Raw genomic sequence first — 22,000 nt, 5'->3', positions numbered from 1 at the left:
TGGCGAAGACGGCAACACCGCCGTCGAAGCCAAGGTCAAGGCCGAGGTCGCAGACCTCTGCGCCAAGTTCCCTCTTTATCCGAACCTGTAATCAGGTTGCAAAGCAAAGACCCGAACGGCGTCCATTGGGCGCCGTTTTTTTTTGGACGCTGGTCAGATGAAACCCTGCCACCACAAGAACATAAGCAATAGAACTGTTAAAGCGATCAGGTTGAATGCCAGCCCACCCAAAACCCCAAGAATCCACCCTAGCCGCCGGTCAGCGCGGTTGATGCCGCTGAGATGTGCCTGAACCTCTTCTGATGCTTGCGCAAGTTTTGGATTATCCAGCACCAGACGCAGCTTGGGGTGGGCTGCCATCGGTTCGGCATTTGCCAACAACAAAGCCTGTTTGTAGATCTTCCGGGGCAGTTGCCTTTTGGCCTTGCGAATCGAGGCCGTCAGCGTTTTGTCCCGCACCCCCAGCTTTTTACGCAGTAACTGAACCGTCTGCGCAATCTGGCTTTGGATATCTGTGTTTTCCGACATAACGAGGCCTCCAAGCCCGTTAATTTAACCGCTCCTTGCGTAGGCGACAATGGGGCTGGTCGTTTCCATTCCCGGCAGGTATCACACCTTCATGCTGAACACGATCATACATGGTGAACCGACTGCAAGGCCCCCTTTGCTGATTGCGCATGGGCTGTATGGATCAGCCCGAAACTGGGGCGTGATTGCCCGGCGCCTGGCTGATGAGCGGCAGGTTGTGGCCGTCGATATGCGCAACCATGCCTATAGTATGTGGACCGATCAGCACAGGTATAGCGACCTTGCCAATGATCTTGCCGAAGTGATCGCTCATTTTGGCGGCAAGGCCGACGTGGTGGGCCATTCGATGGGCGGCAAAGCGGCGATGACACTGGCATTGCAGCACGGCGTACTGCTGCGCAAACTGGTGGTCGCCGACATCGCGCCTGTCACCTACTCTCACAGTCAGATACAGTTTATCGAGGCGATGCGCGCCGTGGACCTCTCCAAGGTCGAGCGGCGCTCGGACGCGTCCGAACAACTAGCCGAACTGGGTGTCGAAAAAGCGCTGCAAAGCTTTTTCACTCAGTCGCTGGACGTTCAGGGACAACGCTGGTTGCTGAACTTGGATGTCTTGGCCGCCGAGATGCCCAAGATCATGGGTTTTCCGCAGCTTGACGCAAGCTGGGATGGCCCGACGCTGTTCCTGTCAGGTGGCGAGTCTGACTATGTCCTGCCTGAACACCGTGAGGTGATCCGCGCCCTGTTCCCGGCAGCCAAGTTTGCCAAAATCCCCGGTGCTGGCCACTGGCTGCACGCCGAAAAACCGCGTGAGTTCGAGGCCGCTGTGCGGGCATTTTTGAACGCCTGACGCCCTAATTTGTAACATCACCCCCGCCATTGACCCAATCGGCCAGCCCACCAAGGTTGTAAACCCGCTCATACCCCATATCTTTCAGCAACTTACCAGCCAACGCGGCGCGACCACCGGCAGCACAATAGAGAACGATCGCGCGATCTTTGCGAAGCTCGGGATCATGAGATTGCAGCGTATCGTCGGCGCGAAATTCCAACATGCCGCGTGGTATGTGATGGGCACCATTGGCCCTGCCGCTTTGCTGCAATTCAACGGCATCTCGCACATCCAGCAGCAGACCGCCCTGCTGCATGACCTGTCGGGCAAAAGTGGTATCCACACGTTCGACGCCCGCATTTGCGGCCTCCATCATATCTTTAACGGTCAATGGCATCAGCAATCCTCCGGTGAAAGTCACCGGAGGTTAACATGCAAAAAATGGAAGGTGTAGACCGGCCTTTAAGCCGACCCTGTTATTGTTCGCGGAAGGCGCGCGACATGCTGTCTGTCACAGGCTTCGCGATATAGGCCGCAAAGGTCCGCTCTTCGGTTTGGATCATGATCTCGGCGGGCATACCCGGTGTTGGGATAAAGCCGCGTACGCGCTCAATCTCTTCGGGTTCCAGCGAGATACGGGCCAGATACACCTCTTGCGGTGAACCGGCGCCGTCTTCAACCACCGAGTCCGCCGACAGGTAGAACACTTGCCCGTTCAGTACCGGCGTCGTCCGCTGGTTCAGGGCAATCAAGCGCACGGTGGCGTCCTGCCCGGTCACGACGCTGTCGATCTCGGTGCGCGGAATCTGAGCTTCGATAATCAGGGGGGCATCTGCGGGCAGGATTTCGGCAATTGGCTCACCGGTTTCGATCACACCACCGGGTGTATGATAGTGCAGTCGCACTACCGTCCCGGATACCGGGGCCCGGACCACCGCACGGTCCAGAACGCTGCGGGCCTGACGGGCTTTTTCACGGACACTTTCCAGATCAGCCTCGATCACGCCTAACTCGTCCAGCGCGGCCTCGCGATAGGCGGCGCGGGTACGCTGAATCTGTTCATCATATTTCAACAACATCTGGCTGATTTCGGCCGCTTCGGCCTGTAGCCGTGCCTGCTGTCCTTCAGCCTCGGCCTGAACCCGGCGGATCGTGTTCAGCTCACCCTTACGCACAAGGCCTTTTTCAAACAGAGCCTGCTTGGTATCGAATTCCTCCTGCAGGATTTCAGAGCGCCGTACCATGCTGTCTAACTGTGCCTGAAAGCCGCTGGAGCGGATTCTCAGGGCCTCCATATTGCGTTCCAGCAGCGCGATATCGTTCAGCAGCGTCTTGCGAGACAGATCAAAAGTTATCTTCTGACCGTCAAGGATGGACATCACCTCGGTATCTTCTGAACTGGCGATCAGGTTGTGAGAAAACTCCAACCGTTGCTGTTCGTTGTACTCGGCATTCAGGCGCTCGGACATGGCCTGCAGGCGAATTTTGCGGATGAACAGCTCACGCTCATTGGCTTCGGCCGAAGTCTGATCCAGCGTCATCATTACCTGTCCGGCTTCGACGGCCTGACCTTCGACAACTTGGATTTCCTGAATAATTCCACCTTCCAGATGCTGTACAATCTTATTGCGGCCTGTGGCGACGAAACTGCCCTGCGCGATCACGGCAGCGGCCAGCGGAGCGCTGAACGACCATACGCCAAAGCCGCCGAAGCAGACAACCAGGAGAACCATCCCAATGACGACCAAACGATTGATCGAGCGCGGAACTTCGGCATACCAAACGTCCGGGTCCTTGGGGTCGTTGTTTACGGGTACCAGTTCATTCATATCGCACCCCCTTATTTCTTTTGAATGCCGGGCTGATTGTTACGCGGCCCGTTCAGTTGTTGCAGAACCTGTTCGCGGTGACCGAACAGAGCCACTCTGCCATCCGTCAACAGCATAATCTTATCGACCACGTTCAGCAGCGTTGGCTTCTGCGTGATCACCACGACCGTAATCTTGCTTTCCCGCGCCTGTTCGATGGCCCGCGCCAAGGCTTTGTCGCCCGCAACGTCGAGGTTCGAGTTCGGCTCGTCCAGAACCACCATACGAGGGTTGCCAAAGAACGCCCGCGCCAGCGCAATGCGCTGTTTCTGTCCGCCGGACAAGGGCGAGCCATCCGCGGCCACCACTGTTTCATAGCCTTGCGGCAACGTGGCGATCATGTTGTGCACATCGGCCAGAACGGCGGCATCGTGGATCTGTTCGTCGGTCGCATCGTCCCGCATCCGGCCAATATTGTCCTTGATCGTTCCGGGGAACAACTGCACGTCTTGTGGCAAATACCCGATACTTTCGCCAAACTGGCGTGGATCCCAGTTGCGGATATCCATCAGGTCCAGTCGCACACTGCCGGATGTGGGCAGGATTGACCCAACCAACGTTTTACCAAGCGTGGTTTTGCCAGCGCCTGAATTTCCGATGATGGCCAGCGTTTCACCCGGATTCAGCGAGAAACTGATCCCGTTCAGCACAACACGTTTGGTGCCGCCTGGTACATAGAGTAGGCGTTCCACGTCCAACCGTCCCTCGGGACGTGGCAAACGCAGTTTTTCGAACTGCAGCGCCGAGTTGGACAGCAATTGATTGATCCGAGCATAGGCCCCACGCGTCAGCAGGAAGCCGTTCCACCCTTCGATCGAGCCCTCAATCGGTGCAAAAGCACGACCCGCAATGATCGAAGCCGCGATGACCATGCCGCCGGTGATCTCACCCTGTAATGCCAGAAACGCGCCCCAACCTAAAATACCAATCTGAGTCAGCAAACGTACCGCCCGCGAAATGGCGGCGAAGATCACATTCCGATCTTGTGCACGAACCTGCCATGTCAGGGATTGCGCCGTGTCACGACCCCAAATGCGCACGGCCTCAGGAATCATCGCCAGCGCGTTGATGATTTGGCTGTTTCGCGACATCGAATCCAAATGCATATTAGCCATGGATTGCGCCTTGTTGGCCTCGGCAAAGGGCTTGGCCGTCATGCGCTGGTTGATGAATGCAATTGTCATCAACACCACCGCAGTGACGATCACGATCATCCCAAGTTGCGGATGGACCAGAAAGATCATCAGGATGAACAAAGGCGCGAATGGCACATCCAGGAAGGATATCAGTGTGCCCGAAACCAGGAAGCTCCGAACTTGCTGCAAGTCACCCAAGGTCTGATATTCCCGCCCGGTACCGTGCAGCGACGCATGCGCGGCGGCACTGAGGACAGGAGCACCCAGACGGGCCGCCACCTCGACCGCGGTGCGCATAAGCATAAAACGCCGCACCGCATCAAAGGCAGATTGGAAAATCACCGCCCCCGCCACAATGGCTGTCAGCATGATCAATGTGTCCAGCGACCGGCTGGTCAGAACGCGGTCGCTGATCTGGAACAGATAGATCGGGATCGCCAGGATCAGGACGTTCGTCGCGCAAGTCAGAACCAGCACAAACGCCAGATTGCGGTAAATAGCCCGCAACGACGTGCGCAACGTCTTTTGAAAATCTTCGGGTGGGGTCCGCTTGTGAAATGTTTGGGGTGGCCCTTTGCCATCGCCGCCGCCAGAATTACTGCGCAGCATCGGCTCGTTCACTTTGGCCTCGATAGTGGTGCCCATGCGATCACCGCCATTCGAGCGCGACGCGGGGGGTGTACGGTCGCTCGTCTTATCGACGGTTTCAGGATCGGGGCCCTCGACATCGGCCACCCCATCACCGCTGCCCTGTTGGTCACTATCTTCGGCAGGCTGCGGCTGCTTGCGCCGGGGGGAAGGTCCGGCGCGCAGTTTCGGTTCCTCTTTCACCTCGTGATATTCAGGATCTGCTTTCACGGTTTTGCCAGTGCTCGCATCGTTTTCTGCGACTGGCTCCCGTTCACCGTCTTGCGGTTTGCTAACGCGGAAATCTTCGCTTAGGCGCAATCCGGGGGTTTTCTGCCGTTTCAAATCAGAGGTGCTCGCACTTGGCGGCTTCGAAACGGCGCCACCGTTACGATCCAACGGGCTGGCGTATCGTCTCGGACGCGACGGAAATACAATCGACATGTCAAAACTTTCAAGTCACTCGTAACAAACAGGGTTACTACGCTAGCATAGATTGCAGGCCGTCGTCGATGGTGGCCGCTTCGGAAGACGTCAGCTTGTTGTGACCCGGGGCGTTTTCAGAGTTGCCCGGCCCAACGGTGTCGTCCATCAAGATCGCGATTGCTTCGTTAACAAGCTCGGTATTTTCCTCTTCCGGGCTGTCAATCAGGCTGGCCTGATGCAACATCACGTCCGAGTATTCTCCCCCTTGCGCCATCACGACAGAGTCGACGCCCATCTTGGTCACGCTGGCCGAGTTCAGCAAGGCATTACCAGCACCCAACGCGGAAACCTCTTGTCCTTTGGGGGTTTCGACGTAGATATCATCGCTGTCCTGCAGCATGGTGGTCTGGTTAATGGCATTGACCTGCAGCAAGTCACCTTCAATCTTAAGAACCCGTATCAACTCGGTTCCAGCATACATTGGGTCATTCAACAGCGCTGCTTCCAGCGCGTCGGTATCCACTTCTTGCATAGATGTCGTGCTGGCCAGGTTTTCGCTTATCGCTTCGTGGGTGTCTTGTCCCTCGGTCGTCAACGATACCTGATTCATCACCAGATTGTCTTCTGCTTCCGTCGGGCTTGCGCCATGAATCACATCATTGTCCATAAGAACGATGGTCTGGGTCACCACGTCGATCGAGACCATGTCGCCACCAATTATGACCATATCATAGTAACTGCCCAACTGAACGATGTTGGCCACGTTTGTCATGGTGTTGTCACCCAACGTGTAAGCCGTAGACGTGGCCGTAATATCCGTAGAGATGTGGTCGATATCCGTGGCGTCGATAAGTTGCTGAATAAAATTGGTCACCAGCAAATCGCCAGAAATCCAGTCAATCACGACTAATGGGTCCTGTCCTGGATTTTCGGCGACATTGTCTGCTACCCACAGGGCTTCGCTGGCCTCGGTCGCGATGTGCGAGGATTGAATCACATTCGTATCGCTTTGCGCACCGTCTGCACCTTGGTCGACATCACTGACGACGGCGACCTGACTAACGACCGTCAGGTTAATCGCTTGCCCGCCAACTACGATGTTGGGCGCGTCGACCCAGCCAACGGTCACTGCTACTTCGTTGACGGCAAGATTGCCGCCTGCAACTACGGAATGACCTTCGCCAAATTCGGGATCTTCGGATTGGTCCCATTCTGCGGGCAGCGCATCGGCATGATCGTCCTCGGAGTCTTCCTCTTCCAAGTCCTCCTTGTGATGCTCTGGCAGCAGATCCATAAAGTCCGGCGGCTCATCGACATACTCGCCATTCACGATCATGCCCGAGGCATCCTCGCCGTAGAATTGGTGTATCGTGGCACCTTCGATATCGAGGTTAATGGGCGATTGCATTTGTTCGATGAGTTGTTCAACAGCCTCACCGGATTGATAGTCTTGGATATGAATCGACGGGGCGGACACGGCATGCAAGGACATTGCAGTGCTTTGCAGCGCCTCGATTTGTTCCATCAAGACTTCGACATCGCGGAAGTCGCCCTCACCCACAACATCATTGTCGTTCAGGTAGATCTTCTGAATCGTGTAGGTGACCGCTGACCCAGCAAGCTCAGTGTCAAATTCAGGCTTCAGGATAATGTTGAAGTTCAACTGCGTAAAAGAACTGAAGCCCGCGTCTTCGGGCAGACTAATATCCGGACCGACCGCACTTTCCGACTGCACAACGGCATCATCAACCGGGTTAGGAATTGCAGCTGGTGGGGGGGCATCGGCCTGTGCAGGAGCAAACTTGTATGCAACCGGACCGTAATCACCCGGGTCCATTTTCAAATCTGCCTTGACCTGGATGCGACTTGGATCTTCCAGTTCCTCAAGCTCTGCCTTCCGGCGCAGAGCAACAAATTCTTCATAAAAATCACGCCAACGGGCCTGTTCGGTCGTAAGTTCAAAAGTACCAACAAAATGTGCAATTTGTTCCGTAATACTGTCGAGCGACATATCGGTTTCCTTTCCCCGCACCGGCCTGAAATTTCCGGCTTGGGTTCAGTTGGGCCGAGGCCGCAAAATGCGCCCTCGGCGATTTTTTAAAGAGATCAGAGCCCACCGGAGTGGGCTCTGTTTCCAGTTATACGTCGGTGTCGTCGCTGGAATAGCTCGACGACATGTTACCGCCGACCATGGTCGTATCGACATTGTTGCCAAGAACGTTGGCACCCATAACGATCGACTGGTTGAAGGCTGATGTATCAACTACTGCAGCAGCAGATGCATGCGATTCACCGTTCACGATGCCGTCGCCACCGTTGTTCGAACCCCAGTCACCTGCGTTACCGCCAGCGCCACCGGTGCCCGAGTTGGCACCCGATGCGTTGCCGCCTGACACTGCGCCACCCATGGTGCCACCGATATCGTTGTAACCAAGGGAATTGCCGCCTTGGCCACCGGTAGCTTGCGCGGCACCGCCGCCGCCACCGATACCCGACGTGGTCGTACCGTCCGAGGTAGCCAATCCGGTAGCCGTTGCGTCGTTATCGGAGCTGCCGGCGCCACCATAGCCCGAAATTGCATCGGCCATGCTGTCAGAGGTACCGTCAATATCCGAAGTCGCGAATATGTCGGAAGCTCCACCATTACCGCCATCGCTATCGGCGTCTACAGACCCGGTGCCGCTGCCATCGGAAGTCGCATCAAGATCGATTGCGCCACCGCCACCGCCGACACCGTCTGCCGTCGCTGTACCGGTTCCGGTACCGTCGGCCTCGCCGTCGGTAGTGTTGGTTCCACCAGCACCAGACATAGCATCCGCGTCTTGGTTGCCAACGCCCTGAGCATCCGAAGTCGCATCGGCGTCGGCGTCAAGATCGCCACCGTCGCCAGCACCACCGGTACCTACACCGCCGAGCCCGCCGGCACCGCCAGCACCGCCAGCACCGCCAGCACCGCCAGCACCGCCAGCACCGCCAGCACCGCCAGCACCGCCGTCGCCGCCGCCGCCTGCGAACTCTTCAAAGAACTCAAGACCTTCACCACCGGCACCACCTGCGCCGCCAGCTCCACCAGCGCCACCAGCACCGCCGGTTCCACCGGAACCACCGGAACCACCGGCACCACCTGCGCCGCCGGTTCCGTCACCGCCGTCACCGCTGGTGCTGTTACCGGCTACGCTGCCAGCAAGGCTACCTGCAAGGCCAAGGCCCAAGTTACCAGCACCACTGTCGCCGCCATTAGCGCCGTCAGCCGACGCATCGGTTGAACCCGAACCAGCACCCAATGCTTTGGCGTCTGTGTCATTGCTGCCGCCAGTCGAGTCGCCGTCATTCTTGGCGCCTGATAGGCCTACGCCCAGACCCAGACCATGCGAATTGGCACTACCGCCAGCACCACCGTCACTGTCTGCGCCTGACGAGTCCGAAGAAGCGTCATTGTTAGAAGTCGAGTTAGCATTTGCATCACCGCTGCTGCCACCGTCACCGGATCCGTCAGAGTCTGAGTATCCTTTACCGTAGTTCATACCCAAGGTAGTCGCATCACCCGAGCTGCCACCGCTTCCAGCGTCCGCGTCGGCGTCTGCGTCACCTCCTTCGCCTCCAGAGGCGTAGCCAGATGCGCCTTTAACGAACGACATGGCGCCGCCGCCTGAGGTTGAACCACCCGCACCAGAGTCCCCGCCGTCTGCGTGCGAGGCGATACCTTCAGCGGCATTGGCCTCACCACCCGTGGCATCACCCTTCTGTTCGAAGGTGCCCTCATTCGACACAGTGGCCGCTCCAAGGTGGTCATCGTCGTTCAGTTCGGCAACCTGGCTGTTAATTGCCAGCATGTCGTTACCTTGACCGTCCAACGAAATATCCAGGTTCATGTCGTCGCCCGGATCATAATCAAAGTTGTTTCCGACGGTGATAACGTCATTGACTGAACCACCCTCATACACATCAACATCGACATTATCCTTATCATCGGGACGGAGACCGTCTTCTCCAAAGTCGATATTTACAGAGTTCGAGTTGTCGTTGGTGTTGTCACCGTTGTACTGATGCTGGTCCTGATCCTGTTTCTGTTTCTGATCTTGGTCCTGATCTTGATCCGCGACCTGCTCCTGATCCTGCTTTTGCTTCTGATCCTGATCTTGGGTCTGATCCTGATCCGCAGTCTGTTCCTGATCCTGAGTCTGGTCTTGCTCATTCAAGTTTGCATCAATTTCTGCGTTCTCTACGTCCACGTCAGCATCGATATGAACATATGCCTCATCGACTTCTACTTCGCCGATGGCAGTAATATCATTGACGGGTTGTTGATGGTTACGTCTACTCATTTCAAAATTCCACTTTTTAAGCGCTCGACCGTCATTCATCTACAAAACGGCTACTGGCGCGGTTGAAACAAAAATAAAGCATCAGGCGCAAAACGCGCTTGAAGCGGTCTCGTTCAGTGAATTCGTCTGCCACCTTCCTTTCCCGGCTAAGCCGATGCGCTGTCCGCGATATTTGAGATTCGCGCAAATTCACGAATCGCGGACACGTCAGGAACCAAGCTTCCCAAATTGAAGCAAGGACATGGTTGCAGTAGGAAGGCCGCCTGAATAGCTGCCATAAAGCATTAGTTGATGTAACTATTTGTTTTTATTTTATAATTCCGAGATTAACTCAAAATTAACACGCAGAACCAAGAAAATGCGGCGGAAATCCGACCGATCCGTTAAATCTTTAATTTTTCTTCATTTTTATGAGGATCATCAGAATGAACCTAAACAAAAGTTCTAGTCCCAATCGGCAGGGCAATGCGGATCATTGATGAAAATTAGACTTTCAGGTATAGTAACTTGTGTGTAGCGGTTAATTTACCGTTAATTTGCGTTCCGATTGTTGTTTACGATTTCGCCACCGATTTTGTGGCGTGGGTTCATAGGGGGAAATAATGAGCAATCCGTTTCAGGATAATGTTGCCCAAATAAATGTATGCACCGAAGATTTTTCGATCAATTTCATCGGCAAGGAACTCTTCTTTTCCAACCAAACTCTACGAAGTGTTCAATCCGAATTCGGTGTGGCGTCTCACAGGTATGATGGCATCACCCAATTGAAAGCAGCCGATGAGTCAGCTTCGACAGCTGGAAAAGTGGTTGTTGTCGATCAGATCATGCTGGACGATTTGCTAACTCGCCCGCACGTCTATACCGAAGTAACCGGTTCGGGCTGTCTTGCTTTTGCATACCGCAAGGAAGACGCCGCCCGCTCTCTATTCGAAAACTGGGACCGGGGGAAATTTGGGGATATTGGATATCTTCCCATGAACGTCGCACCGGACGTCTGGCGCTCCATACTGCGCCTGCTGATGCATGAAGAACTGTATCTGCCCAGCTTTCTGGCCGATTGCGTGTCAAATCCGCAAAATCAGAACAAACCCTGCCTGGTGCCTAAAAGCCCGGCGAGACCCAAACAGAAACCGAAAGAACCTCACCCGGTTTATTCGCGGCTGACGCGGCGGGAAAAACAAGTTCTGCACCTAGTCTCAAAAGGTCAAAGCAACAAGATCATTGCCTCGAACCTCGGCATTACCGAGCACACGGTGAAACTGCACATGCACAATGTTGCGGGTAAAATCGGTGTCAGCAACAGGACCGCAGCGGCACAATTCTATTTCGAAGTGGCGCCCGACGAAGCGCACGGCCAGACCGTTGACTGAAACGCTGGAAACACGCTTTGATCGCCTGATCTTGCTGGTTGGCAAGCTGAACTACATGTGGACCAACACAGAAAGTCTGTTGATCCACCTAATCGCCGGACTGAGCGATACGAACAAGGATGTCGCGGTCATCATTTTTCTGACCCTCAACACGACACGCGCCCGAATTGATCTGGTTGAGCGTCTTGCCAAGATGGACGGTCGGCCTGCCGAAATCCGCGATCCGATTCTGGCGCACACTCAACGACTGGCCAAACTGTCCTCTATTCGAAACAGGTACAACCACTGTATTTATTCCTTCGATGCGGATAGCGGAAACCCCAAGACCATCCTGATGCGCATTGCAGACCGAAAAACAGATATAAAACTTGGGCGCGAAGACACCGTGGATGAACAGGCCATCCAGGAAATCGAGAACGTCGTTACGCAATTGTCAGCGGCAAACCGCAATATATGGCACCTGATCAAACAGCTTGGCTTTCCGGTCTGATCCCAAAATCACCCAATCTAAATTGAATACTCCGGCCATCAGGCCCGTTTCATACACCCGCGGTATCACGGATCAACCACCGTGTTGAGGCTCCTATTACGCAACAAACGCGGATAGCGGGGATCGAACCTGCAAGTTCTAAGACGGGGGATTACAAGCTTTCGAACTCCCGCGTGTGTAAAATGCGGCGGCATTCGAGCTTACACTCCAACTGCCCAAGTTGGGCCTTTCTGTTGAAACAACGCAGCACCCGACCGAATTCGGTTCCATCCATTCCGGCAGCTTCCCCGTTGCGGACAAATCATGACGAGCCAACTAGTCCCTGATTACTGCCCAATGTTACTGCGGCTTGGCGGAGAACCCATCAAAGATGTATTAGTGTTACACAGTACGTACAACTGGGCAGCATTGTGCTGAACTTTCATATTTTTGTTTTCCATAAATCGTGTGTTCTGCAAACAACCGCTCGCAATATTCTTTATAAAACATGTCTAGATATGATGAGTGTGCTGCTCGCGATTAGTTAATTCATATAGAAACAAGCGAACTCAAAAAAACTCTCGCAGTAATTGCCTTGCTCTCGGTTGTGGTGGTTCGATTAACGATGGTCTCAACAGGCTTCGACCCTGGATACGACCAATCCATGCTTCTGTCGAATTTTCCATTAGATCACCCCTCCGAAATCCTACGACCGCTACCTTATTTCGAGCAGGCGACGACGCTTGGACACGGAATTCTCATGGACACTTCGCCCCGGGTGTTCGGGCCCGAGGGAATGGGGCGCATCCACACGATGCGAACATTCTCAGTCCTGTGCTTCAGCGCCGCGCTTCTGTGGCAGTATTTTCTTTTGCGCCGTTGGCCTCTACCAATAGAGGCATTGCTTTCAGTTTCATTGATTGGATGTTCACCAACTGCACTGATATTCGCGGTGAACACTAAGCACTATTCATTTGAGTTTGCTGCCACCGTATTGCTATTGGGTGCAGCGCTTTACTACCTCAAACACCCCACTTTTGGGCGAGCGTCCATCGTAGCGGTCGCGGGCGTCGTAGTGTCCCTTTTTGCCTTTGTCGCACCTGTAATTTTCGCCGCCGTCGGTATTGCAACTATTGTTGCGCAAGTTGTCGAAACGAAAAGGAGTCAGAAACCTACGCCAAGACACTGGTTAAACTTTGGGATAACCATTGCTTTGGGTGTGATAATAGCGTCGATCGCAGCAGGATTTTACTTGGGTTATACTAACGTCGTCTCCGTTTTCGACAGGGAGGCATATGCGTACCGAGACGCAGAGAAATTTATTGAAATCAATGATCTGTTATCGCAACAGTCGCTTCGAAATATGCTGACTTACTTAATGTACGTTTTCAAACTAACCGAGGTTGGATTCTACGAGTACGAAACGAGACTGCGCTTGACCCGAATTCTACTGGGGACAAGCGCGCTAGTGTTTTTCTTTATCGGTGTTATTTCCCTTTGGAAACGCTCGCCTTTTTGGTAACCGCGTCATTGTCCGTATTTTTTATCACAATCACTCTAAATCTTGCTCTGATTTTCCCGTTTTCCGGCGTCCGTCAACACTTGTTTGCCGCGCCGCTGATTGTTCCGCTGATCGCCGTCGGAATTATACGGTTTGTTCGGCAGATTACTGTAATGCTTGCGATCCCATGGGCCACAAATGGTCTTATTTTTCTTCTTGTTTGCGCGATATTTGCTATGTCTACCGTTAGTGCGTTGAGTGCAAAAGGAAACGTTTCCCATATCGTAGATGAACTTGAGGCATCTGGAGCACCTGTTTGGGCGTATTATGGCGCAAAGCAAATAATTCGGACCCTAAGTAGAGAATGGGTCATCGAAAAGCCGGGGTTTGTCGAAGGGTTGCTTCCTAATAATTCCAGCAAAAAACGCTGGGTTGCTCAAGCACGCTATGACGATGATACAGGCATGCTGATGAACTATTATCGTGAAGCCGCCGAGAGCATCTCGCGCCACGACAGGTTATGGCTTGTGTTTTCTAATTTGTACTTTGACGTTGCCAGAACTGAAGCGCTTGAAGTTTTTTTGCACCATGCTCGTGGTCCACATCGTGATTGCGCGATTTGGATGAGCATAAGAAACGCAACGCTCGTTGCGTTTTGCGGACCGGAGGAGGACGTGGTTTCCATGCGTGATCAAGTACCCGGTGATGTAGGTGCGCATTGGCGTCAAAAGACACAGACTGGCGATTGGCTAAATCATGTGAAAGGCCAAACCGGGATTACGCTGCGTGAAGAAGATCAATCGATAAAAACAGTTACTGGTTTGTCCAGAGAAGAATAAGTAGAAGGCCTTATATTTTTGTTTTTTAAAACTTTCTTGGCGAACATGGGCAATTTCACGACAAAGCCGCCGTCACTGCTCGAGAACACACTTTTTTGAAACATGCCTATAAGTTCTAACGTCAGGCTTGTTGCGCATAGCCGACACCAGACTTTCAGCACAGTTGGGCACATCGCTCATGCCGCGGTCAGCAACAGCGGGAAGCGGCCATTCACAACCGACTTTCCATTTCCTGTGATGCCGACACTCTCGCTGTTCACTGACGGTCGCCAGACATCCGCTTTCCTATACAAAGGCCGGGCTACATTAAGCTTTGGAAAGTTGATGCAAAGCTGGATTGGCAATGGGTACTTCGTACCTCAAAGTGATCTTTTTTTCCGGCAGACAGACTACGATAACAAAATCCCACCAACGATCTTGTTCATCTTCGTTCCAAGAAGTGGAAGGGCTTTCGTCGGGGATGTCGACAGAGATTCTAATCCGGCCGCCACCCATCTCTTCCGTCTGACCTGTTAGTTTGTGATCCACGACTTTCTCAAAAGTGACTCCGTCACTTTCTTCTCGGCGTACGACTTTCAGGTGTTCCAACCATGCTTCGACTTGACCGGCGCGCTGAACACCAACCGCTTTCAACACCGTCGAGAACTTTGCACCAACCCATGCTGGGCGGGTCTCGGATGTCAGGGTGACGTACCGCTCAAAACTCCATGTTCTCCAAGCGAAATAGGTGCTGCGCGCGAAGTAGGCCGCGCCTGCAATGGGAAAGATGTTAAGTAATACCCAATAGTTTCCCTCGGACAGTCCTGATTGCAGGGCGACAATGCCGAAGAGAGAGAACACTCCCAAAATAGCAGTGACTAGAAAACTTCCCCAGAATTCCGTTTTGCTTCGAGACGTCATGTGGTCTGACCGCCAACTCTTGTCTCTCATCCAAGGTTCATCTGGGAAATCGCGTTCGGACGCGCGGTGAAACCTGTCTTCGCGCTGGTTCAGGAAACATAACCACAGAATTCCGGCAAAAATTGTAAGAAACAACAAACAGAAGGGGAAAACCCACCAAGAGAACTTTTGATATGCGATTGCGGCGACCATGATTGTCACCATGGCTACTATCCCAATTGCGATAACCCTATTGGTCGTAACACGCATTGAATGGTCTCCGAATACCCAAGCTCGGGATTATTACGCTCCTACGGCTTGCTACTGTGGCTTTGGGACAAAGGTAAGGCACATGTTGGAAAAGCCGGCATTCATCCCTTTCGCGACATTCCTCGTGTTGGGCTCCCATCATGTAGCGATGGTCAAAAGTGGAGCCATACAGGATTAGAACGGGCCTGCCGTCTCCAATAGTCACATGATGCAGCACCTTGGTTTCCCCCGCCGTAAATCCAACCAAACAACAACGGTTGATCTATCGCGGTGTTCGCATCTCCAAAATTGATAACCAGACCTTCGCCGTGGTCTAAACAAGGAATACTTTAGGTTCACTGCTGCCATTCTCTATGATGCAGTAGCCTCCCGCCATCGTTTCGCGCGTGTTCAACCGCCATGTGAATAGCGACCATTTGGCCAACAATCTTGGAGTCAAAAATTGGTCGTTCCGACGAAAAGCCCAGCGACATAATCATTCGATTTCTGATAATCTCCGTAGTACCGCCGTGACACTCGATCATCAGCGTGACCGGAAATTTTTCCCACGACTTTTACGGAGCGGACTGCTTCGGTTACCGAAACGGGAAGATCCCTCATCGGAACTTCTATGAGACCACTCAATTTCCTCGCTGGATAAGTTAGTCCAGATCTTGCATCTGAGTTTTTACTGAAACTCGAGACTCACTCCAGGGCGTTATTTCGGCAATAATTGCTTTCCTTGCGAGAGAACTGCTCGGGATTACCACCAACCTACCACCTGGAATGGTCCAGAGAACTTGGTTTGCAGCATTTCGCATTTGGGAACTCACCCATGCACGACTGGGGTCAACCAAGTCTAGTCGACAAGAATCAATATCCAACGAAGGCCGAGGTCCTTGGCTGGTTTTTGATCCAGAACGCGAAAGTGTGAGTTAGCAGCGTGAGCAAGGGAAAATCAAAAGTTGGCGGGTAAAAGAAATTCCCCCTAACCTTTTGTTTTTAAGAGTTGGTGCGGATGGCGGGGATCGAACCCGCAAGTCCTAAGACGAGGGATTTTAAGTCCCTTGCGTTTACCAGTTTCGCCACATCCGCGTGCCACCAAAGCTGTAACGCGGGTGACGCCTGAAACTCTTACTGCCAACCAAACTGATTGAAAAGCCGCTAAGTTGACTGCCGCCAAGAGAACTGCGCAAACATACTGGTGGCAACAGGTTCACTCGGCTGGCGCCTAGATAAATTTAAGCAGGCATTTAAGGAAAGCAAACGCACTGTTGCACCCTCCAGTGACCATTTGGATCGCTGAATGAACTCTACACAGGATTAGTCCTGACGTGGATTGGGTCTGGCTTTACCGAAACTCCCCCTGCTCCGTTCGATCAGGAGTACATGCAAGCGCCTTACGCGTACGGGTATAAAAAATTCAGTTCTGGAAAAGCTTGGAGCACCCTCCCGCCGCAACTGATGGCTAGGGAACAAGTCGAATGCGTCCAGTAAGTTGGTTCTTATCAGATCTACTGTGCTATTACGGCGTCTGCAGCACGAAAGGTTGGTGGGATTTAAGGGGGGCCTCTCCGGTTGCTTGCACAATTTTAACCCTTGGCCGTTACCTTGCCGAATGAGCGGTTGCAGAAGCAATATTCGAAAAACTCCTGGTCAGGTTCTGCGTCCAATAACTTGATAACCATTGCCTCGGTATCGAGTTTCAAACCTCTTAGTTTCTGACGTTCAACCATACCCATGTTGCTACATGTGCAGGTGAGACAAGAGACATGCAAAGCCATGCATATGTGGCAGGTAGACCGACGCGGCAAGAGAGCCCTATTTGTCTGCCTGATCAAAATGGTCTAAGGCGCTCCCCACCATCAATGTGAGGGAAGCCTGAGAGACAATTCACCTTACAGATTCTCAAGCCGAATGATCGCTGCGCAGGGGTTTTTTTAAGGCTGTAGGTTCAAACACTTCGTTGCAATCCAAAGTAGTTAGTAGCAAGCGTGTACACTCTACACTATTTGCCGTGGTCGAATTACAAACGAAGTTTTTGCGTTTAAGAGAATTTTGAGCGCGCTTCGCTGAAGCAGTTAGAGAGATAATATTACATGTCTGTAGTTTCCAGGCTGGCAGCATTGGAAGGTTAGCGCCTATGGCCTGATGGTGAGCACGGACTACGGTACTGTCGATCATCTGCAGTGCATGCGGCACCGCCCCGCTTCCGTTCAGAGCACCCATGACCTGCTCCCGAAGCTCGTCCAGCGTCCTGCAGCGGAATTGGCGAAATTCGCTTGACCATTTACTGGTAGATCGCGCCAAGGCACTCCGGTTCGGGAAATCCAGAATCCCCCACCTAGAACAAGGTGGTGATTGGAAGGTTTGCGCCCGTTCGGAGCGCGCACTGCCAGAATGAAGAGTTCAAAGGCCTATGTGAAACCCCTTTGTCAACACGACCTAAGTATGTATACGCTGAAATCGGGAACATCTACCAATAAGGCTCTTATGACGTGTATTCCAACCACGTGTCTACTTATTCCGTCAAACCCAGAAAACTAAATCTTGGAAAGGTTGAGGCTGCTGTAGTTTTCAAGCCAGGCGCATGGATAGCGCTAAGCTACATTGCGTATTTCGTTATACCGTCACTGGTAGCGATTCTGATTTCGCGCACAATTTTAGGCTACGGCGATATCGACCTATATGGGTTGCAGCAAGATGTATTGAACACCCTGGTCGTGATCACTTTTTTCATTGGTCTGACGTTAGTCACTCTATATGTCACACGGCGCTTGCTTCCAGCCAAGCAACGCAGTTTGCAATTCCTGCCGCCCAACCAAAAGGAGGTCTTGGTCGCCTGGGTTTCCTTTGTGCTTGGGTTGTTTTGTGCCTATCTTCTTGGGCAGGCCTTTTCTGGGGACACGCGCAGCGGCCTAGTGTCAACAGCTTATGGGCAGCTGATTTTTGCTGGCTCGTACGGAGCAATTCTCGGCTATCTTGCGCTTGCTCTACACATGCTAAACCGCGGGAAAATTCTCTGGTTTTGCGTTCTTACCCTGATTTTTGTCGGTGTTTTAGTGGTTCTCGGAGGACGCGGTCGCGTGGTTTGGCCACTTTTGTCTTTATTTGCGACCTGGAAGATCACACAGCATGGAACAATGCATCTCGGTAAGCTGATCGGTTTGGGTGTCGTCGTGTTCATTTCCGCATCAATGATAGACCCGCTATTGTCATATTATTACGGGTTTGGCACCGACGCCCTGCTACGGGTTAGTACCCCAGGATCTTTGTTGGAAAACGTATTCGTTGCGAAGCGTAACTTTGATGGCTTTCACAACTTTTTCCTGATCTACAATATTGACCCGTTCCCTCAGTCGTTCTCCTACATGCTAAACGGACCGCGTACCGCTTTCATGTCAGAGTTCTTTCCTGAGGTTCTTGCAAAGGGCGTTGGTTTTCCTGCGACTGTGCCCGGCACGTTCTGGATGGTTGGCGGATGGGCGGGCCTTATCTTTGGTGCCGTTGCTTTTGGCTCGCTTGCGGGCGTTATGACCACGCGGTTCAACAGAACCCGAAGCCAACTCTCAATCTGTTTTCAGATTTACCTATTTACTTGGCTCTTCAACGTTGGATTATCACTATTCGACAACGTGCCAAAAATCATTGTGGTACTCGCCTTAATGGCTCCATTTTATGCCGCCAGAAGATTCAAAATTTGAGTACTTACTGAAGCGGTCCATGAAAATCGAACAATCGAGATCGCGCCCGGCTGAGTAAAGGGTAAACTATGGTAAATTGAATTAGTCTCGATGTGACCTGAATAGGTCATGTTTACAAATGGCGGAGCCGAAGGCGGATCGAGACGGTGTTGATGAAGCCGAGGAAGCTACACGCCTGCATTTTTGCTTTGGTTTTTGCCTACGGGCTAACTCACAACGGTCTGCGCAACACTCTTTTCTGGGTGTTTCTTGCAATACTCGCTTATAGCGTCGAGCAGACCAGAGCCGCCTACAAAAATAGGGACAGGCAGGAGGTCCAAGAACCCCCTGCCAAGGTAGCCGTTTCTTGATCAGATCGGCTTATTCTCGATGTTGTCCAGCCAGTAGTCGCCGCGCCACAGAAAGTTATTGAAAAGCAGTATGTCGTCACCCGCGCGAGCGGTGAAAGTCGCTTCATAAGTGCCTGATTGCCCGGCTGCGGCACTGAGAACAGAGGGGGAGCCAGACGTGCTAACAACGCTGTTGACGTAAGTGCCGTTGGGATACTCATGAAGGTATTGCCGCGCTCCCCAGACAGGCTCACTGAAGAACTTGCTATAGTAAGTCCTGTCCAACTGACCAAACTGAAGTTCCAAGCGAAAAAACAAGACGAATGAGCGCATCCAAATCCTTTGAACTTTTTCACTGCAGACAAAATTTTTCGCCAACAAGGCTTGAACGAAAGTAGTAGTGACTTGCCGAATGCTTGTTGGATACAAACTGCCTTTACAAGCTGCCAATTAATAACTTGTCGAAGTGTGTTCGAATCGAGACAAAGTATACCCAGGATTGGTCCTTCGGCCCTCTATGATTTGATCCGCCAAAAGTAGTACTTTGTAAAACATTCTCGAGTGAGGGTTCTTTTCCAAAAGCTAAGTGGGCAGCGCCAGTGTTGTGACGAATAACGTCATTGGATCAAGGCAAGTGAAAGTCAGCTTTAGCCAGAAAAGATCAGGCATTATCACCACCCGTTTTGGAACGATGCATTATGCAGCAAAGCCAAAATTAAGGGGTCCAGAGCCAAGAGCTGTCACATAACCCTTGGCAGCGACGCGGTCACAGCCATCGCGCCGGAATACCGCATCTTTCAGCTGTCATGTAGGGTTTCCGGAAAATCAATTTTTCCACAAACTTTTCTACCCGACCCTTCATTTATGATTGAACAATAAGTTATCCGATCTTGTTTTTTTGCAGATGAGGGGTAACCCCAAAATGCGCGCGGTACACTCTCGCGAAATGGCCTGGATTCTCGAAACCGCAAGCAAATGCGACTTCTGTGACCGAGGCTTCTGTCTGCAACAGCAGCTTGCGCGCTCGGTCAAGGCGCATGTCCATAAAATACTTCTTGGGGGACGCATTCAGATACTTGCCAAATAAACGTTCCAGTTGACGCGTAGATATCCCGATTTCCGTTGCAATCTTGGACGGTGAAACTGGCGCTTCAATGGACTTTTCCATAATCTGGATCGCCTTGGCCAAATGGGCGTTGCGCATTCCGTTTCGGGACTGGATCGACACGCGTTGTTCCGCAGAAGCATTGCGAACGGCATTATAGACCATCTGGTCGGACACCGCGACGGTAAGATCATGACCGTGGTGCTGCTCAATGAGATGAAGCATGAGGTCCGCTGTGGCCGTTCCTCCGGATGCAGTTATGAATTTTCCATCAACCGAAAACACGCTGCGCACCAGATTGACCTCGGGAAAGGCCTCCATGAAACTGTCGTGATATTCCCAGTGGATTGCCGCGTCGGACCCGTCCAGAAACCCCGCTTCCGCTAGCAGCCAAGCACCAGAACACAGCGCTCCGATCTGAGTGCCACCGGCTCGTTCACGCCTGAGCGCAGCCAGCAGCGAACGCGATACGTGTGCTTGCATGTTAATGCCTGAAAGAACAAACAGGCGGTCACATTTGGGGATACTCGAAATACCGCCATCCACCACTGTTTTAATGCCATTGGAACAGGTGACGGTTTTCCCATCTTCCGACAGAATTGACCATCTGAATAGCTCTTCACCCTGTACAAGGTTTGCAATTCGAAGCGGCTCAATCGCGCAGGAAAACGCCAGATGAGAGAACTCTTCAATGAGCAGAAAGACAAAGTGCTGTGGGTTGGACATGGTGGCCTACGGTTCAAAAGCAAAACTGCGCGGGACGAACCGCGCAGTCTCAAATGCAGGGATATTCCCTTGAGGTTACTGCGCCGCGCTGCGAGCAGCGTCCAGCCAGCTATCATAGGCAGCCTGATTTGCGGCAATCCACTCATCGACATGTCGGTCGATGTCATCCGAGCTGTCTTCGCCGTCCGCGATCTTCTTGTTTTGTGCCGAAATGTCATTGATGTCAATTTTGGCGACTTCAAACAGTTTGGCAGCGGCCGGATTGGCACCCAGGAACTCATCCGTTGCGACAACCCGAATGCTGTCGACAGCAAAGCCCAAATCCTTGCCTTCAAAGGTGGTCTCGGCTGTGGCGCCATCTGGCAGCGACGAATAGGGAACAGCCAGGAATTCAACGTTCTCTCCCGGAACCAGAACACCAGATACCCAGTAAGGGGTCCAAGTATAATACAACACGTTCTCGCCGCCTTCACTGCGGGCGATAGTGTCAGCGATGATCGCGTTATATTCACCTTGGTTGTGATTTACCGTGTCGCGCAGACCGAACTCATCCAGTTGATGCTCGATCACACGCTCGCAACCCCAGCCGGGCACACAACCCGCGAGATCTGCTTTGCCGTCACCATCGGCATCAAACAATGCGGCCTTCTCGGGGTCTTTCAGATCGCCCAGATTCTGAACGCCTGCGTCATATGCAGCCTTGTTAATCAAATAGCCTTGCAGAGCTCCATCAATCAGCGTGCCGACTTTTTCCAGAACTTCATCGCCGCCCGATTCCTGAAAGAAGGTATCGTGCAGGCCGTTCCAATGAACCGCGGTGAAATCCGCATCTCCGGTGCCCAGTGCCAGATGTAGTGTCTGTGCCTGTACCTCTTCAGGCTCAGCCACGTCATAGCCCAGATCGTTCAGCGCCCGGAACAGGATGCGGTGTTGGAAAATCTCTTCTGCAATAGGCTGGATAACCGGGCGGACAGTAACGCCTTCACCAGGTTTGTCACTGGCAGCAAGGGCCGATGTGGCTAGGATCGTTGTGGCGGCAAACGCGGCCAGAGTTGATTTGACGAACATTGTGAATGGTCCTCCCAAT

General features: G+C 52.7%; 16 protein-coding genes, 1 tRNA gene and 1 pseudogene. 6 read left to right on the top strand and 12 right to left on the bottom strand.

The window, feature by feature from the left end; genetic code table 11:
* Positions 1-153 precede the first annotated feature (153 nt).
* Entirely contained in the window at positions 154-528 is a 375-nt protein-coding gene (locus ACR0DT_RS10480; protein WP_480710671.1) for a hypothetical protein, read from the bottom strand.
* Between the two features lie 49 nt (positions 529-577).
* Between ACR0DT_RS10480 and ACR0DT_RS10475 the strand changes: the two genes are divergently transcribed.
* Complete coding sequence (locus tag ACR0DT_RS10475) at positions 578-1,378, top strand: alpha/beta fold hydrolase (RefSeq protein WP_480710670.1); 801 nt, start codon at positions 578-580, stop codon at positions 1,376-1,378.
* A 4-nt stretch (positions 1,379-1,382) separates the two neighbouring features.
* Here ACR0DT_RS10475 and ACR0DT_RS10470 read toward each other — a convergent pair whose 3' ends face one another.
* The 5 genes from ACR0DT_RS10470 to ACR0DT_RS10450 form a co-directional block, all read right to left on the bottom strand.
* The gene (locus ACR0DT_RS10470; protein WP_480710669.1) at positions 1,383-1,757 is read right to left on the bottom strand and encodes a rhodanese-like domain-containing protein; all 375 of its coding nucleotides are present in this window, start codon (positions 1,755-1,757) and stop codon (positions 1,383-1,385) included.
* A 79-nt stretch (positions 1,758-1,836) separates the two neighbouring features.
* Complete coding sequence (locus ACR0DT_RS10465) at positions 1,837-3,189, bottom strand: HlyD family type I secretion periplasmic adaptor subunit (RefSeq protein ID WP_480710668.1); 1,353 nt, start codon at positions 3,187-3,189, stop codon at positions 1,837-1,839.
* 11 nt (positions 3,190-3,200) lie between these two features.
* Positions 3,201-5,435, bottom strand: coding sequence for a type I secretion system permease/ATPase (locus tag ACR0DT_RS10460; RefSeq protein WP_480710667.1), 2,235 nt, complete (start codon positions 5,433-5,435; stop codon positions 3,201-3,203).
* A gap of 37 nt (positions 5,436-5,472) precedes the next feature.
* Positions 5,473-7,428 (bottom strand): type I secretion protein, encoded by a 1,956-nt coding sequence (locus tag ACR0DT_RS10455; protein ID WP_480710666.1) that lies wholly within the window; start codon positions 7,426-7,428, stop codon positions 5,473-5,475.
* A 127-nt stretch (positions 7,429-7,555) separates the two neighbouring features.
* The gene (locus ACR0DT_RS10450) at positions 7,556-9,742 is read right to left on the bottom strand and encodes a hypothetical protein (RefSeq protein ID WP_480710665.1); all 2,187 of its coding nucleotides are present in this window, start codon (positions 9,740-9,742) and stop codon (positions 7,556-7,558) included.
* Positions 9,743-10,344: 602 nt separating this feature from the next.
* On the opposite strand from ACR0DT_RS10450, the gene ACR0DT_RS10445 reads away from it, so the two are divergent.
* From ACR0DT_RS10445 to ACR0DT_RS10430, 4 genes are all read left to right on the top strand, one after another.
* Positions 10,345-11,112 carry a helix-turn-helix domain-containing protein gene (locus ACR0DT_RS10445; protein WP_480710664.1) on the top strand — a complete coding sequence of 256 codons (768 nt, stop codon included), beginning with the start codon at positions 10,345-10,347 and terminating at the stop codon, positions 11,110-11,112.
* Entirely contained in the window at positions 11,105-11,602 is a 498-nt protein-coding gene (locus ACR0DT_RS10440; protein ID WP_480710663.1) for a hypothetical protein, read from the top strand. The genes ACR0DT_RS10445 and ACR0DT_RS10440 overlap by 8 nt, the downstream gene beginning before the upstream one ends.
* Positions 11,603-12,341: 739 nt before the next feature.
* Positions 12,342-13,103 carry a hypothetical protein gene (locus ACR0DT_RS10435; RefSeq protein ID WP_480710662.1) on the top strand — a complete coding sequence of 254 codons (762 nt, stop codon included), beginning with the start codon at positions 12,342-12,344 and terminating at the stop codon, positions 13,101-13,103.
* Positions 13,079-13,921, top strand: a complete 843-nt coding sequence (locus ACR0DT_RS10430) for a hypothetical protein (protein WP_480710661.1) — start codon at positions 13,079-13,081, stop codon at positions 13,919-13,921. Before ACR0DT_RS10435 ends, ACR0DT_RS10430 begins: the two co-directional genes overlap by 25 nt.
* Before the next feature lie 306 nt (positions 13,922-14,227).
* Here the strand turns inward: ACR0DT_RS10430 and ACR0DT_RS10425 are convergent, their stop codons facing one another.
* The 3 genes and pseudogenes from ACR0DT_RS10425 to ACR0DT_RS10415 form a co-directional block, all read right to left on the bottom strand.
* Positions 14,228-15,070, bottom strand: a complete 843-nt coding sequence (locus ACR0DT_RS10425) for a hypothetical protein (protein WP_480710660.1) — start codon at positions 15,068-15,070, stop codon at positions 14,228-14,230.
* Between the two features lie 989 nt (positions 15,071-16,059).
* Positions 16,060-16,144, bottom strand: a tRNA-Leu gene (locus ACR0DT_RS10420).
* Positions 16,145-17,185: 1,041 nt separating this feature from the next.
* Positions 17,186-17,451: pseudogene (locus ACR0DT_RS10415) on the bottom strand (IS5/IS1182 family transposase); the annotation flags it as partial.
* Between the two features lie 96 nt (positions 17,452-17,547).
* On the opposite strand from ACR0DT_RS10415, the gene ACR0DT_RS10410 reads away from it, so the two are divergent.
* On the top strand, positions 17,548-18,753 hold the full coding sequence (locus ACR0DT_RS10410; protein WP_480710659.1) for a hypothetical protein: 1,206 nt from the start codon (positions 17,548-17,550) through the stop codon (positions 18,751-18,753).
* A 350-nt stretch (positions 18,754-19,103) separates the two neighbouring features.
* Here the strand turns inward: ACR0DT_RS10410 and ACR0DT_RS10405 are convergent, their stop codons facing one another.
* The 3 genes from ACR0DT_RS10405 to proX all read right to left on the bottom strand — a co-directional run bounded on the left by ACR0DT_RS10405 (position 19,104) and on the right by proX (position 21,981).
* Positions 19,104-19,415, bottom strand: a complete 312-nt coding sequence (locus tag ACR0DT_RS10405) for a hypothetical protein (protein ID WP_480710658.1) — start codon at positions 19,413-19,415, stop codon at positions 19,104-19,106.
* A gap of 547 nt (positions 19,416-19,962) precedes the next feature.
* Positions 19,963-20,913, bottom strand: a complete 951-nt coding sequence (locus ACR0DT_RS10400) for a GlxA family transcriptional regulator (RefSeq protein ID WP_480710657.1) — start codon at positions 20,911-20,913, stop codon at positions 19,963-19,965.
* A gap of 75 nt (positions 20,914-20,988) precedes the next feature.
* Positions 20,989-21,981 (bottom strand): glycine betaine/L-proline ABC transporter substrate-binding protein ProX, encoded by a 993-nt coding sequence (gene proX / locus ACR0DT_RS10395; protein ID WP_480710656.1) that lies wholly within the window; start codon positions 21,979-21,981, stop codon positions 20,989-20,991.
* Positions 21,982-22,000: the final 19 nt, after the last annotated feature.

The organism is Ruegeria sp. BI11 (assembly GCF_056538005.1).
The sequence above is the reverse complement of the archived record's forward strand: the minus strand, read 5'-3'. Positions and strand labels throughout refer to the sequence as shown.